3 protein-coding genes, 1 tRNA gene and 3 rRNA genes are annotated in these 15,385 nt (G+C 65.2%); 1 reads left to right on the top strand and 6 read right to left on the bottom strand.

Annotation, left to right across the window (positions count from 1 at the left end):
• Positions 1–90: 90 nt before the first annotated feature.
• Positions 91–5,592, bottom strand: coding sequence for a HAMP domain-containing protein (locus ACSYGO_RS33195; RefSeq protein ID WP_460388708.1), 5,502 nt, complete (start codon positions 5,590–5,592; stop codon positions 91–93).
• Between the two features lie 318 nt (positions 5,593–5,910).
• Between ACSYGO_RS33195 and ACSYGO_RS33190 the strand changes: the two genes are divergently transcribed.
• Entirely contained in the window at positions 5,911–8,658 is a 2,748-nt protein-coding gene (locus ACSYGO_RS33190) for a SpoIIE family protein phosphatase (RefSeq protein WP_460388706.1), read from the top strand.
• A 120-nt stretch (positions 8,659–8,778) separates the two neighbouring features.
• Here ACSYGO_RS33190 and ACSYGO_RS33185 read toward each other — a convergent pair.
• The 5 genes from ACSYGO_RS33185 to ACSYGO_RS33165 all read right to left on the bottom strand — a co-directional run bounded on the left by ACSYGO_RS33185 (position 8,779) and on the right by ACSYGO_RS33165 (position 14,895).
• Positions 8,779–8,851: transfer RNA gene (locus ACSYGO_RS33185), tRNA-Thr, on the bottom strand.
• 105 nt (positions 8,852–8,956) lie between these two features.
• Entirely contained in the window at positions 8,957–9,619 is a 663-nt protein-coding gene (locus ACSYGO_RS33180; RefSeq protein ID WP_432174445.1) for a DegT/DnrJ/EryC1/StrS family aminotransferase, read from the bottom strand.
• Between the two features lie 114 nt (positions 9,620–9,733).
• Positions 9,734–9,850 (bottom strand): 5S ribosomal RNA (gene rrf / locus ACSYGO_RS33175).
• A gap of 86 nt (positions 9,851–9,936) precedes the next feature.
• Positions 9,937–13,056 (bottom strand): 23S ribosomal RNA (locus ACSYGO_RS33170).
• A 313-nt stretch (positions 13,057–13,369) separates the two neighbouring features.
• Positions 13,370–14,895: ribosomal RNA gene (locus ACSYGO_RS33165) — 16S ribosomal RNA — on the bottom strand.
• Together the 16S, 23S and 5S rRNA genes form the textbook arrangement of a ribosomal RNA operon.
• Positions 14,896–15,385 lie beyond the last annotated feature (490 nt).

The raw sequence follows: 15,385 nt of genomic DNA, 5'->3' as shown, positions 1-15,385 counted from the left end.
AGGGCCTGCGGCACCGCCGGCACGGCACGCGGAACCCAACGTTCCGGTCGCTGACGGTGCGTGACGACCGGAACGTCCGATCAGACTCCGTCACTCGCCATGCATCCACTGTTCCATCACGGTGAGCAGGTGATCGGGGTCGACCGGTTTCGTCACATAGTCGGAAGCACCCGATTCGATGGCCTTCTCCCGGTCGCCCTTCATCGCCTTCGCGGTGAGCGCGATGATCGGCAGCCCGGCGAACTGCGGCATCCGCCGGATCGCCGTGGTCGTCGCGTACCCGTCCATCTCCGGCATCATGATGTCCATCAGGACGACCGTCACGTCGTCGTGCTGCTCCAGGACCTCGATGCCCTCACGGCCGTTCTCCGCGTACAGCACCGAGAGTCCGTGCTGCTCCAGGACGCTGGTGAGCGCGAACACGTTGCGGATGTCGTCGTCGACGATCAGCACCTTCTCGCCCTCGAAGCGGATGCCCCGCTGCGGCTGTGCCGGGGCCTCCGGCCGGCTCCCGGCCTGCCACTGCTCCTGTGCCGCCGCCGTGGCGCCCGGAGGCTGCTCGGGCAGCACGGGCCGCTGTTCGGGCGCGGAGACCGCCCTGCGACGCCGCCTGAAGAGCGCGGCCGCGCCGTTCTGGGTCTCCCGGTACGACTTCACCTCGGCCGGCGTCTCGATGTCGGACCCGGCCAGCTCCGCCTCGGACGCGAGCAGCTCCCCCGCCTCCAGCGCGGGCGCGAGCTGCCCATAACCCTGGGGCGGCAGTTCGCTCGGGTGCAGCGGCAAATACAGCGTGAAGGTGGAACCGCGCCCCGGCTCGCTCTGCGCGTGGATCTCGCCGCCCAGCAGCCGCGCGATCTCGCGGGAGATGGAGAGCCCGAGGCCCGTACCGCCGTACTTCCTGCTCGTCGTGCCGTCCGCCTGCTTGAAGGCCTCGAAGATGACACGCATCTTGCTGGCCGCGATACCGATGCCGGTGTCCGTCACGGAGAACGCGATCAGGTCGGCGTCCGCGTCGCGCAGCGAACCGGACTCCAGGAGCTGCTCCCGGATGGCCACCGGAACGTCCGCACCGGCGGGCCGGATCACCAACTCGACCGCTCCGGAGTCGGTGAACTTCACCGCGTTGGAGAGCAGGTTGCGCAGCACCTGGAGGAGCCGCTGCTCGTCGGTGTGCAGGGTGGCGGGCAGTTCCGGCGAGACCCGTACGGAGAAGTCGAGGCCCTTCTCCGCGGTCAGCGGCCGGAACGTGGCCTCCACGTAGTCGACGAGCTGGACGAGCGCGATACGCGTCGGCGACACGTCCATCTTGCCCGCCTCGACCTTCGACAGGTCGAGGATGTCGTTGATCAGCTGGAGCAGGTCGGACCCCGCGCCGTGGATCGTCTCGGCGAACTCGACCTGCTTCGGAGTGAGGTTCGTGTCCGCGTTGTCGGCGAGCAACTTGGCCAGAATGAGCAGGGAGTTGAGCGGCGTACGCAGCTCGTGCGACATGTTCGCCAGGAACTCGCTCTTGTAGCGCATGGACACCGCAAGCTGCTCGGCGCGCTCCTCGAGGACCTGACGGGCCTCCTCGATCTCGGTGTTCTTGACCTCGATGTCGCGGTTCTGCTGCGCCAGCAGCTCGGCCTTCTCCTCCAGTTCGGCGTTCGAGTCCTGGAGCGCCTTCTGCCGGTTCTCCAACTCCGCGGAACGTTCCCTCAGTTGCTCGGTGAGCTCCTGCGACTGCCGGAGCAGCACCTCCGTCTTGGTGTTGACGGAGATGGTGTTGACGCTCGTCGCGATCATCTCGGCGATCTGGTTCAGGAAGTCCTTCTGGATCTGCGTGAACGGCGTGAACGAGGCCAGCTCGATGACGCCGAGCACGGTCCCCTCGAAGAGCACCGGCAGCACGATCACCTGTGCCGGGGGCGCCTCACCGAGCCCGGAGGAGATCTTCAGGTAGCCACTCGGCGCGTTCTCCACGAGGATCGTGCGCTTCTCCTGGGCGGCCGTGCCGATCAGCGCCTCGCCGGGCCGGAACGACGTCGGCATGGAGCCCATCGAGTAGCCGTACGACCCGAGCATGCGCAGCTCGTAGGCGTCCTCGTCCTCGGTGCCCGGCTCCTTGCCGTCGACGAGGGGCATGGAGAGGAAGAACGCCCCGTGCTGCGCGGAGACCACGGGCGTCAGCTCGCTCATGATCAGCGAGGCCACGTCGTCGAGGTCGCGGCGGCCCTGCATGAGCGCGGAGATACGGGCCAGGTTGCCCTTCAGCCAGTCCTGCTCCTTGTTGGCGATCGTGGTGTCGCGCAGGTTGGCGATCATCTTGTTGATGTAGTCCTGAAGCTCCTGGATCTCGCCGGAGGCGTCCACGTCGATCTTCAGGTTCAGGTCGCCGCGGGTCACCGCGGTCGCCACGCGCGCGATCGCACGCACCTGCCGGGTGAGGTTCCCGGCCATCTCGTTCACCGACTCGGTGAGGTCGCGCCAGGTGCCGTCGACGTCACGCACGCGTGCCTGGCCGCCCAGCTGCCCCTCGGTGCCCACCTCGCGGGCGACCCGGGTGACCTCCTCGGCGAAGGACGACAGCTGGTCGACCATGGTGTTGATGGTGGTCTTGAGTTCCAGGATCTCGCCGCGCGCGTCGATGTCGATCTTCTTGGTCAGGTCGCCCTTGGCGATGGCCGTGGTGACCATCGCGATGTTGCGCACCTGGCCGGTCAGGTTCGACGCCATCCCGTTCACGGACTCGGTGAGGTCCTTCCACGTACCCGACACGCCCGGTACGCGTGCCTGACCGCCGAGGATGCCGTCCGTGCCCACCTCGCGGGCCACCCGGGTGACCTGGTCGGCGAACGAACTCAGCGTCTTCACCATGGTGTTGACGGTGTCGGCGAGCTGTGCGACCTCACCGCTGGCCTCGACCGTGACCTTCTTGGTCAGGTCGCCGTTGGCCACCGCGGTCGCGACCTGCGAGATGTTCCGCACCTGGTTGGTCAGGTTGTTGGCCATCACGTTGACGTTGTCGCTGAGGTCCTTCCAGATGCCCGTGACACCCGGAACCCGCGCCTGACCGCCCAGGTTGCCCTCGGTACCCACCTCACGGGCCACCCGGGTCACCTGCTCGGCGAAGTTGGACAGCTGGTCGACCATCGTGTTGACGGTGGTGACCAGTTCGAGGATCTCGCCCTTGGCATCGACGGTGATCTTCTTCGACAGGTCGCCCTTGGCGACCGCGGTGGTGACCTCGGCGATGTTGCGCACCTGGATGGTCAGGTTGTTCGCCATGAAGTTCACGGACTGGGTGAGGTCCTTCCAGGTGCCCGAGACACCCTGCACCTCCGCCTGCCCGCCGAGCATGCCCTCCGTGCCCACCTCACGGGCCACGCGCGTGACCTGCTCGGCGAAGTTCGAGAGCTGGTCCACCATCGTGTTGAGGGTGTTCTTCAGCTCCAGGATCTCGCCGCGCGCGTCCACGTCGATCTTCTGCGACAGATCACCGCGCGCCACCGCCGTCGCGACCTGGGCGATGTTGCGCACCTGGGCGGTGAGGTTGCCGGCCATGCCGTTCACCGAGTCGGTCAGGTCGCGCCACACACCGGCGACGCCGGGCACCTGCGCCTGACCGCCGAGACGGCCCTCCGTACCCACCTCACGGGCGACCCGGGTCACCTGGTCGGCGAAGGCCGAGAGCTGGTCGACCATCGTGTTGATGGTGTTCTTCAGCTCCAGGATCTCGCCGCGCGCGTCCACGTCGATCTTCTGCGACAGGTCACCGCGCGCCACCGCCGTGGTGACCTGCGCGATCTGACGCACCTGCGAAGTCAGGTTCCCCGCCATGAAGTTGACGGAGTCGGTCAGTTCCTTCCAGGTGCCGGACACGCCGTCCACCCGGGCCTGGCCACCGAGACGGCCCTCCGTGCCCACGTCACGTGCCATCCGCGTCACCTGGTCGGCGAAGCTCGACAGCTGGTCCACCATCGTGTTCACGGTGTTCTTCAGCTGGAGCATCTCGCCGGAGACGTCCACGGTGACCTTCTGCGACAGGTCGCCGTTGGCCACCGCCGTCGTCACCTGCGCGATGTTGCGGACCTGACCGGTCAGGTTCCGGAAGGCCGTGTTGACGGAGTCCGTGAGGTCCTTCCACGTCCCCGCCGCGCCCGGCACCTGCGCCTGACCGCCCAGCTCACCCTCGACACCGACCTCGCGGGCGACCCGCGTCACCTCGGCACCGAACGACGACAGCTGGTCCACCATCGTGTTGACGGTGTTCTTCAGCTCCAGCATCTCGCCGGCCACGTCGACGGTGACCTTCTGCGACAGGTCACCGTTGGCCACCGCCGTCGTCACCGCGGCGATGTCACGCACCTGGGTCGTCAGGTTGCGGAACACCGTGTTGACGGAGTCCGTGAGGTCCTTCCACGTCCCCGCCGCGCCCGGCACGTTCGCCTGCCCGCCGAGCCGGCCCTCACCGCCGACCTCGTTGGCCACGCGCGTGACCTCGTCGGCGAACGTACGCAGCGTCTCGGTCATCTGGTTGATCGTCTCGGCCAGCTGCGCGACCTCACCGCGCGCACTGACCGTCACCTTCTGCGACAGGTCACCGTTGGCCACCGCCGTCGTCACCTGCGCGATGCCGCGCACCTGCGCCGTCAGGTTGCCGGCCATCAGGTTCACCGAATCGGTGAGGTCCTTCCACACGCCGGCCACACCCGGCACCTGCGCCTGGCCGCCCAGCTCGCCCTCCGTACCCACCTCGCGGGCGACTCGCGTCACCTCGGAGGAGAAGGACGACAGCTGGTCCACCATCGTGTTGACGGTGTTCTTCAGCTCCAGCATCTCGCCGGCCACGTGAACCGTGACCTTGCGGGACAAGTCACCCTTGGCGACCGCCGTCGTCACCAGGGCGATGTCACGCACCTGGGCCGTCAGCCGGTACGCCATGGTGTTGACCGAGTCCGTGAGGTCCTTCCACGAACCGGACATCCCACGGACCCGGGCCTGCCCGCCGAGCTTGCCCTCGGTGCCGACCTCGCTGGCCACCCGCGTCACCTCGTCGGTGAACGTGGACAGCTGGTCGACCAGATTGTTGACGGTCCGCCCGACCTTGAGGAACTCGCCGCGCAGCGGATGCCCGTTGCCGTCCGCCGCCTGCGCGCGCAGTTCCATACGGGGCGACAGATCGCCCTCGGCGACCGCGGACAGTACCCGGCCGACTTCGGAGACGGGCCGTACGAGATCGTCGACCAGCGCGTTGGACGCGTCGATCGCCGCGCCCCAGGAGCCTTCGCAGGCGCCTGTTTCCAGCCGTTCCGTGAGCTTCCCCTCACGTCCGACCATGCGACGCACCCGGGACAGCTCACCCGTCAGATGGAGATTCCGGTCGGCCACCTCGTTGAAGACCGCGGCGATCTCGGACATCACTCCGTCGCCGGAGACGGTGAGCCGTTTGCGGAAGTTGCCGTCCCGCATCGACACGAGGGCCGCCAGCAGGCGGTTCAGGGCAGCGGTGTCGACCTCCGTCGTACCGTTGCGCGGTGTGCGCCCGTTCTCCAGGGACTGTCCGCCTTTCGCGCGCGTCTTACTGCCCCGCGTCGCTGCGCCAGACTCCACTGTGTCCCTCCCGCAAGGGTCGACCATTACTGCTCGGCGTACTCGGGTACTTCTGTTCGGCGTGCTGGACGGCATTCAGCCTGCCCGGACCTTCTCCATGAAGCCTGCCCAGTGTTTCACCCCGGCTGAACCAGGCCATAACAGTTCGGCAGCTTCGCACATCGTCCGCACACCCTCGGGCGGAAACACTGGTGACCGGCATCCGCATGGACGGCGAAGGTAAGTAACCTTGCATGCGGCTGTCCAGCCGTGCCGGTCCCGTCCGGCCTGGACGGTGGCACGAGCACGAGCGGGCAGGCATCGGAGGGGCACCGCACCATGACCACCGGACTGCGTCCTGAGGGACACCCCCAGGATCCCCGGCCGACGGGGAACCACGCCCTGCTCCGGCAGGAGCAGGTCGGCCACGGAGCCCTGCACGCAGACAACCGCACGAGGAGTTCTGTGATCACCGCGCGCGCGGCCGCCAGTTTCGAGCCCGTGGGGCGCTCCGTCGCGACCGCCCGCTCCTTCGTCCGTGACACCCTCCAGGGCTGGGGCTTCGGCGACATCGTCGACGATGCGGTGGTCCTGACCAGCGAACTCGTCACCAACGCCGTTGTGCACGCGGGCACCTCCGCGGACGTACTGTGTCTGCGCAGCGACGAGGGCGTACGCATCGAGGTGGCGGACCGCTACCCGGAACGCGAGATTCCACTCCAGGCGGCGGCCATCAATATGGGCAGCCCCGACCGTGAGGGCGGCCGCGGGCTCCAGCTGTGCGCCGCGCTGGCGGGCCGCTGGGGCGTCGAGTACACGCCGACGCACAAGCAGGTCTGGTTCCAGCTCGACCTCCCCGAGCGCCCGGTCGGCACCCGCGCGGCGGGCCCCTCCCTGCCCGCCGACCTCCTTCCGCTCGCCGACGGACGCGTCCGTGTCGCGGTCGTCCAGATCGACCGCTCCGGCTGCATCAGCGCCTGGAGCGAGGACGCGGGGGAACTCTTCGGGTACGCCGCCGAGCAGGTCGTCGGCAAGCCCCTCACCGACCTCGCCGCCTGGCCGCACACGCCCGGCACCAGCACGGGCATCGCCGAGGCCCTCCAACTCTCCCGCTGGGAGGGCAGTTACGGCATCCGCGGCGCCGACGGCCGGGTGACACCTGTCTACGCCTCCCATCTCCGCGTCCGCGACACGGCCGGCGAGCCCTCCACGGTCTGCCTCCTGGTCCGCGACCACGAACGCGCCGTCCTCCAGACCCCGTTGCGCCTGCCCGCCTCGGACACGGCCGCGGGCCCCGACGGCCCCACCGCGGACGCCTTCGAGGTCTTCATCGGCTCACCCGCCCCGGACGACCTCGACGGTCTCCTCCAGCGCACGGTGGAGCGCGCCCGGGACATGCTCGACGGCGACTCGGCCTTCCTCCTGCTGGCCACCGACGACGAGACGGAGCTGGAGGTACGCGCCTCGACGGGCCTGCCCTCCGCTCGCCAGCGCTTCGCCCGCGTCCCCGTCGAGGCGGGCCCCGGCCGCTACGGCTCGGCCCGCATGCCCGCCGTGCACGAGGACCTCACGGTCGTCCCCGGTGCCGTACCCCTGCTCGGCGGCACCGGCATGCGTTCGGTCGTCACGGTCCCGCTGAAGGTCGAGGGCCGTCTCACCGGCTCCCTCGGCGTCGCCGCCGAAGCGCCCGGCCGGTACTCCAACGAGGAGGCCCTGCGCCTCCAGTTCGCCGCCGACCGCATCGCGCTGGCCGTGGAATCCGCCCGCCTCGGCGAACTGGAACGGCTGCGCCGCGGTTCGCTGAGCTTCCTCGTGGAGGCCTCCGACCTCCTCGCCGGCACCCTGGACCGCGACCAGACGCTGGCCCTCATGGCCCAGATGACGGTCCCGACCCTGGCGACCTGGTGCGCCGTCTACACGATCGCCGACCAGGCCTCCGAGCCCTACCTCTCGTACGTCCTGCACGAGGACGAGGAGCGCATCGACGGCCTCAAGGCGCTCCTCGCGAAGATCGCCCCACCCGACCCGGTCCCCACCCCGGGCGCCCGGGTCTGGTCCGCGCCGGCCGAGGCCGCCCACCAGGCGGCCCTGCGTACCTCCATGCGCAGTCTGGGCCTGGGCGAGCAGCCCTCGGTGTCCTCCGGCATCGGCACGACGCTGGCGACGGCCTCCGCGGTCGGCGGCGAGACCGTCGTCCTCCCCCTGGTGGCCCGCAACCGCGTGATCGGCATGCTGACGCTCGGCAAGCCCTCGGACGAGCACTTCCGCCAGGAGATCCTGGAGTTGGCGGAGGACCTGTCCCGCAGGGCGGCCCTGGCACTGGACAACGCCCGCCTGTACTCGGAGCGCATGGCCATCAGCCAGTCCCTCCAGCGCAGCCTCCTGCCCCCGGAGCTCCCCCTCATCGACGGCGTCGAGGTCGAGGTCATCTACCGCGCCGCCGGCGAGGGCAACGAAGTCGGGGGCGACTTCTACGACCTCTTCCCGATCCGCGACGGCGCGTACGGCTTCGCCATCGGCGACGTCTGCGGCACGGGCCCGGAGGCCGCGGCGGTGACCGGCCTGGCCCGGCACGCGCTCAGGCTGCTGGCCCGCGAGGGCTACGGCGGCCCCGCGGTCCTGGAGCGCCTGAACTCGGCGATCCTCGACGAGGGCGCCCGCAGCCGCTTCCTGACGCTCCTGTACGGCGAGTTGTGGCCCCAGGAGGACGGTTCGGCGGTCCTGAAGGTCGTCTGCGCCGGCCATCCGCTCCCGCTGCGCCTGCGCCAGGACGGCACGGTCGAACCGGCCGCGGAACCGCAGCCGCTGCTCGGCGTGATGGAGGACCTGGAACTGTACGAGCAGACCGTCACGCTCGACCCGGGCGACGTCCTGCTGTGCGTCACGGACGGCGTGACGGAGCGCCGCGAGGGCACTCGCATGCTCGGCGACGACGGTCTCACGGACGTCCTCACCACCTGTACGGGTCTGACGGCCGGCGCGGTCGCGGCGCGGATCATGCGGGCGGTCGAACGCTTCGCCTCCGACGCCCCGTCGGACGACATGGCGATTCTGGCGATGCGCGTGCCGGGACTTCAGAAGGACTGACGCGGCGGACTGACGGCGGGGCCCACGAGCACGCGACGGCCGGGCCCCGCGGGCTGAACAGCCCTACCGCGGAAGACACATGCAAAAGGCCCCGCCCAGATGGGCGAGGCCTTTTCTCTGAGCCCCCAAACGGAATCGAACCGTTGACCTTCTCCTTACCATGGAGACGCTCTACCGACTGAGCTATAGGGGCCTGTTGCTTTCCGAGGTTTCCCCCGCGGCAACGGAATAGATCATACCCCGGACAGAGGTGTGCTCCTAATCGGTCCCGTATCAGTCCCGTTGGAGTCCCGGCAGGTCAGAACGCGGGCTGCAGCAGACCGCCCAGCGCGTTGCACGCGGAGACGATCCGGTGCATCTCCCGCTTCGTCAGCGACGCGTCCACGGGCAGCGCGAGGGTCTCGTCGGCGGCCCGCTCCGTCTCCGGGAGCTGGATGTCGCGACGGAAGGCGGGCATGCGGTGCACGGGGGTCTTCACCGGCACCCGGCACTCGACTCCCCTGGCCCGCACGGCCCGTGCGAACGCGTCACGGTCGGGGCGTCCGTTGCCCGGCACGCGCACGACGTACTGCTGGTACGTGTGCCCGTCACCCCCGTACGGCGTCCGCACGCCGTTCAGCCGTCCGTCGAGGTATGCGGCCCGCTGCCGGCGCTGCGCCGTCTCGTCGTACGGCGCCTCGGACTCGCCCTGTTCGAGCACCAGGAGCCCGTGCCGCTGTCCGACGTCCCTCAGCCGCGCCATGTCGGCCGTGCGCCCGAAGCGGTGCACGACGACGAGGGCGGCCGACCGGGGAGTGAGGACGGCTTCCGCCATGCTCGGGTCGAGGCAGTAGGTCGCCGGGTCTATGTCGGCGAAGACCGGGGTCGCGCCGGCCTGGGTCACGGCCTCGGCAACCTCCACGTTGCCGAAGGCCGGCACTATGACCTCGTCGCCCGTCCCGACGCCCGCGGCCCTGAGCATTGCAGCAGTACCCATGTCACGGATGTTGGTCGCGCAACGTGAACGCGAAGTGACGCGAAACAAAAAAGAGCTGGTCCCCGAACCGAAGTTCGGGGACCAGCTCTTTCAATATTAGTTCGGCGGCGTCCTACTCTCCCACAGGGTCCCCCCTGCAGTACCATCGGCGCTGTAAGGCTTAGCTTCCGGGTTCGGAATGTAACCGGGCGTTTCCCTCACGCTATGACCACCGAAACACTATGAAACTGTCAACCGCACCGTACGTGACCTGTACGGGGTTGTTCGTGGTTTCAGAACCAACACAGTGGACGCGAGCAACTGAGGACAAGCCCTCGGCCTATTAGTACCAGTCACCTCCACGCCTTACGGCGCTTCCAGATCTGGCCTATCAACCCAGTCGTCTACTGGGAGCCTTACCCCATCAAGTGGGTGGGAGTCCTCATCTCGAAGCAGGCTTCCCGCTTAGATGCTTTCAGCGGTTATCCCTCCCGAACGTAGCCAACCAGCCATGCCCTTGGCAGGACAACTGGCACACCAGAGGTTCGTCCGTCCCGGTCCTCTCGTACTAGGGACAGCCCTTCTCAAGACTCCTACGCGCACAGCGGATAGGGACCGAACTGTCTCACGACGTTCTAAACCCAGCTCGCGTACCGCTTTAATGGGCGAACAGCCCAACCCTTGGGACCGACTCCAGCCCCAGGATGCGACGAGCCGACATCGAGGTGCCAAACCATCCCGTCGATATGGACTCTTGGGGAAGATCAGCCTGTTATCCCCGGGGTACCTTTTATCCGTTGAGCGACGGCGCTTCCACAAGCCACCGCCGGATCACTAGTCCCGACTTTCGTCCCTGCTCGACCCGTCGGTCTCACAGTCAAGCTCCCTTGTGCACTTACACTCAACACCTGATTGCCAACCAGGCTGAGGGAACCTTTGGGCGCCTCCGTTACCCTTTGGGAGGCAACCGCCCCAGTTAAACTACCCATCAGACACTGTCCCTGATCCGGATCACGGACCCAGGTTAGACATCCAGCACGACCAGAGTGGTATTTCAACGACGACTCCACAACAGCTGGCGCTGCCGCTTCAAAGTCTCCCACCTATCCTACACAAGCCGAACCGAACACCAATATCAAACTGTAGTAAAGGTCCCGGGGTCTTTCCGTCCTGCTGCGCGAAACGAGCATCTTTACTCGTAGTGCAATTTCACCGGGCCTATGGTTGAGACAGTCGAGAAGTCGTTACGCCATTCGTGCAGGTCGGAACTTACCCGACAAGGAATTTCGCTACCTTAGGATGGTTATAGTTACCACCGCCGTTTACTGGCGCTTAAGTTCTCAGCTTCGCCACCCCGAAGAGTGACTAACCGGTCCCCTTAACGTTCCAGCACCGGGCAGGCGTCAGTCCGTATACATCGCCTTACGGCTTCGCACGGACCTGTGTTTTTAGTAAACAGTCGCTTCTCGCTGGTCTCTGCGGCCACACCCAGCTCAGAGTGCAAGACTCATCACCAGACATGGCCCCCCTTCTCCCGAAGTTACGGGGGCATTTTGCCGAGTTCCTTAACCATAGTTCACCCGAACGCCTCGGTATTCTCTACCTGACCACCTGAGTCGGTTTAGGGTACGGGCCGCCATGAAACTCGCTAGAGGCTTTTCTCGACAGCATAGGATCATCCACTTCACCACAATCGGCTCGGCATCAGGTCTCAGCCACAAGTGCGACGGATTTACCTATCGCACGGCCTACACCCTTACCCCGGGACAACCACCGCCCGGGATGGACTACCTTCCTGCGTCACCCCATCACTCACCTACTACAGGTCTGGTCCGTCGGCTCCACCACTCCCCTTTGCCCGAAGGCTCCGGGGCGGCTTCACGGACTTAGCATCGCCTGGTTCGATGTTTGACGCTTCACAGCGGGTACCGGAATATCAACCGGTTATCCATCGACTACGCCTGTCGGCCTCGCCTTAGGTCCCGACTTACCCTGGGCAGATCAGCTTGACCCAGGAACCCTTAGTCAATCGGCGCACACGTTTCTCACGTGTGTATCGCTACTCATGCCTGCATTCTCACTCGTGAACCGTCCACCACTGCCTTCCGGCGCGGCTTCACCCGGCACACGACGCTCCCCTACCCATCACAGCGGGCGTTGGCCCTCTTGCTGCAATGACACGACTTCGGCGGTACGCTTGAGCCCCGCTACATTGTCGGCGCGGAATCACTAGACCAGTGAGCTATTACGCACTCTTTCAAGGGTGGCTGCTTCTAAGCCAACCTCCTGGTTGTCTGTGCGACTCCACATCCTTTCCCACTTAGCGTACGCTTAGGGGCCTTAGTCGATGCTCTGGGCTGTTTCCCTCTCGACCATGGAGCTTATCCCCCACAGTCTCACTGCCGCGCTCTCACTTACCGGCATTCGGAGTTTGGCTAAGGTCAGTAACCCGGTAGGGCCCATCGCCTATCCAGTGCTCTACCTCCGGCAAGAAACACACGACGCTGCACCTAAATGCATTTCGGGGAGAACCAGCTATCACGGAGTTTGATTGGCCTTTCACCCCTAACCACAGGTCATCCCCCAGGTTTTCAACCCTGGTGGGTTCGGTCCTCCACGACCTCTTACAGCCGCTTCAACCTGCCCATGGCTAGATCACTCCGCTTCGGGTCTTGAGCGCGCTACTAAATCGCCCTATTCGGACTCGCTTTCGCTACGGCTTCCCCACACGGGTTAACCTCGCAACACACCGCAAACTCGCAGGCTCATTCTTCAAAAGGCACGCAGTCACGAGGCAAGCACAAGTGCTTGCCCGACGCTCCCACGGCTTGTAGGCACACGGTTTCAGGTACTATTTCACTCCGCTCCCGCGGTACTTTTCACCATTCCCTCACGGTACTATCCGCTATCGGTCACCAGGGAATATTTAGGCTTAGCGGGTGGTCCCGCCAGATTCACACGGGATTTCTCGGGCCCCGTGCTACTTGGGTGTCTCTCAAACGAGCCGCTGACGTTTCGACTACGGGGGTCTTACCCTCTACGCCGGACCTTTCGCATGTCCTTCGCCTACATCAACGGTTTCTGACTCGTCCTGTCGCCGGCAGACGACAGAAGAGAGATCCCACAACCCCCCAAGCGCAACCCCTGCCGGGTCTCACACGCTTGAGGTTTGGCCTCATCCGGTTTCGCTCGCCACTACTCCCGGAATCACGGTTGTTTTCTCTTCCTGCGGGTACTGAGATGTTTCACTTCCCCGCGTTCCCTCCACACTGCCTATGTGTTCAGCAGCGGGTGACAGCCCATGACGACTGCCGGGTTTCCCCATTCGGAAACCCCCGGATCAAAGCCTGGTTGACGACTCCCCGGGGACTATCGTGGCCTCCCACGTCCTTCATCGGTTCCTGGTGCCAAGGCATCCACCGTGCGCCCTTAAAAACTTGGCCACAGATGCTCGCGTCCACTGTGCAGTTCTCAAACAACGACCAACCACCCATCACCCTGCCCTACAAGGCAAGTTCACTGGGGCCGGCGCTGAAGGCAGCCATACGGCCGTACCCTCAGACACCCAACAACGTGCCCGACACCCTCGCTGCTTCCCTCATTCGTTCCACGCCCCGAAGAGCAGTACTAGAAGGAGAAGACAGTCAAGAGTGCCGAATAATCAACGTTCCACCCATGAGCAACCAGCATCGGACGTTCGCCGATGTACTGGCCTCTGACCTCGTCCCGAAGGACTCGGTAAGAAGTGCTCCTTAGAAAGGAGGTGATCCAGCCGCACCTTCCGGTACGGCTACCTTGTTACGACTTCGTCCCAATCGCCAGTCCCACCTTCGACAGCTCCCTCCCACAAGGGGTTGGGCCACCGGCTTCGGGTGTTACCGACTTTCGTGACGTGACGGGCGGTGTGTACAAGGCCCGGGAACGTATTCACCGCAGCAATGCTGATCTGCGATTACTAGCAACTCCGACTTCATGGGGTCGAGTTGCAGACCCCAATCCGAACTGAGACAGGCTTTTTGAGATTCGCTCCGCCTCGCGGCTTCGCAGCTCTTTGTACCTGCCATTGTAGCACGTGTGCAGCCCAAGACATAAGGGGCATGATGACTTGACGTCGTCCCCACCTTCCTCCGAGTTGACCCCGGCAGTCTCCTGTGAGTCCCCATCACCCCGAAGGGCATGCTGGCAACACAGAACAAGGGTTGCGCTCGTTGCGGGACTTAACCCAACATCTCACGACACGAGCTGACGACAGCCATGCACCACCTGTACACCGACCACAAGGGGGACCCTGTCTCCAGGGTTTTCCGGCGTATGTCAAGCCTTGGTAAGGTTCTTCGCGTTGCGTCGAATTAAGCCACATGCTCCGCTGCTTGTGCGGGCCCCCGTCAATTCCTTTGAGTTTTAGCCTTGCGGCCGTACTCCCCAGGCGGGGCACTTAATGCGTTAGCTGCGGCACCGACGACGTGGAATGTCGCCAACACCTAGTGCCCACCGTTTACGGCGTGGACTACCAGGGTATCTAATCCTGTTCGCTCCCCACGCTTTCGCTCCTCAGCGTCAGTAATGGCCCAGAGATCCGCCTTCGCCACCGGTGTTCCTCCTGATATCTGCGCATTTCACCGCTACACCAGGAATTCCGATCTCCCCTACCACACTCTAGCCTGCCCGTATCGACTGCAGACCCGGGGTTAAGCCCCGGGCTTTCACAACCGACGCGACAAGCCGCCTACGAGCTCTTTACGCCCAATAATTCCGGACAACGCTTGCGCCCTACGTATTACCGCGGCTGCTGGCACGTAGTTAGCCGGCGCTTCTTCTGCAGGTACCGTCACTTTCGCTTCTTCCCTGCTGAAAGAGGTTTACAACCCGAAGGCCGTCATCCCTCACGCGGCGTCGCTGCATCAGGCTTTCGCCCATTGTGCAATATTCCCCACTGCTGCCTCCCGTAGGAGTCTGGGCCGTGTCTCAGTCCCAGTGTGGCCGGTCGCCCTCTCAGGCCGGCTACCCGTCGTCGCCTTGGTGAGCCACTACCTCACCAACAAGCTGATAGGCCGCGGGCTCATCCTTCACCGCCGGAGCTTTCCACCCGCCGAGATGCCTCGGCAGGTCGTATCCGGTATTAGACCCCGTTTCCAGGGCTTGTCCCAGAGTGAAGGGCAGATTGCCCACGTGTTACTCACCCGTTCGCCACTAATCCACCCCGAAGGGCTTCATCGTTCGACTTGCATGTGTTAAGCACGCCGCCAGCGTTCGTCCTGAGCCAGGATCAAACTCTCCGTGAATGTTTACCGGTAATCCGGTCGAACACCACGAGAGCGGAACCAAGAGGAGGAATGATCCCCTCGGTTCACAGCGTCCTCGCTGTGCGCCTGCCAGGCAGTGCCCGGCAGGACTTTTTCAAAGGAACCTCGCCCCAGCCGAATGACTGGAGACGGGGTATCAACATATCTGGCGTTGATTTTTGGCACGCTGTTGAGTTCTCAAGGAACGGACGCTTCCTTTGTACTCACCCGAGAGACTCTCTCAGGCTTTCCTCCGGGCAGTTTCCCTTCGGTCTTGCGTTTCCGACTCTATCAGATCTTTCCGATCCGATTTCCTCGGTGCTTTCCAGGTTCCCGCTTTCGCGTTTCCCTTTCCGGCGACTCCGACTTTATCAGAGATTCTGAGTCGGAATTCCCGCCCCGCTCGGGTGGTTCCAGGCACACAGTTGTGCCGGGTTCCCGGTCAGGCGGAGCCGTAAACGTACTGGAGCGGGGCGCCCCGATGCAAATC

The organism is Streptomyces krungchingensis (assembly GCF_054729265.1).
This window is presented reverse-complemented; position numbering and strand designations above follow the sequence as displayed.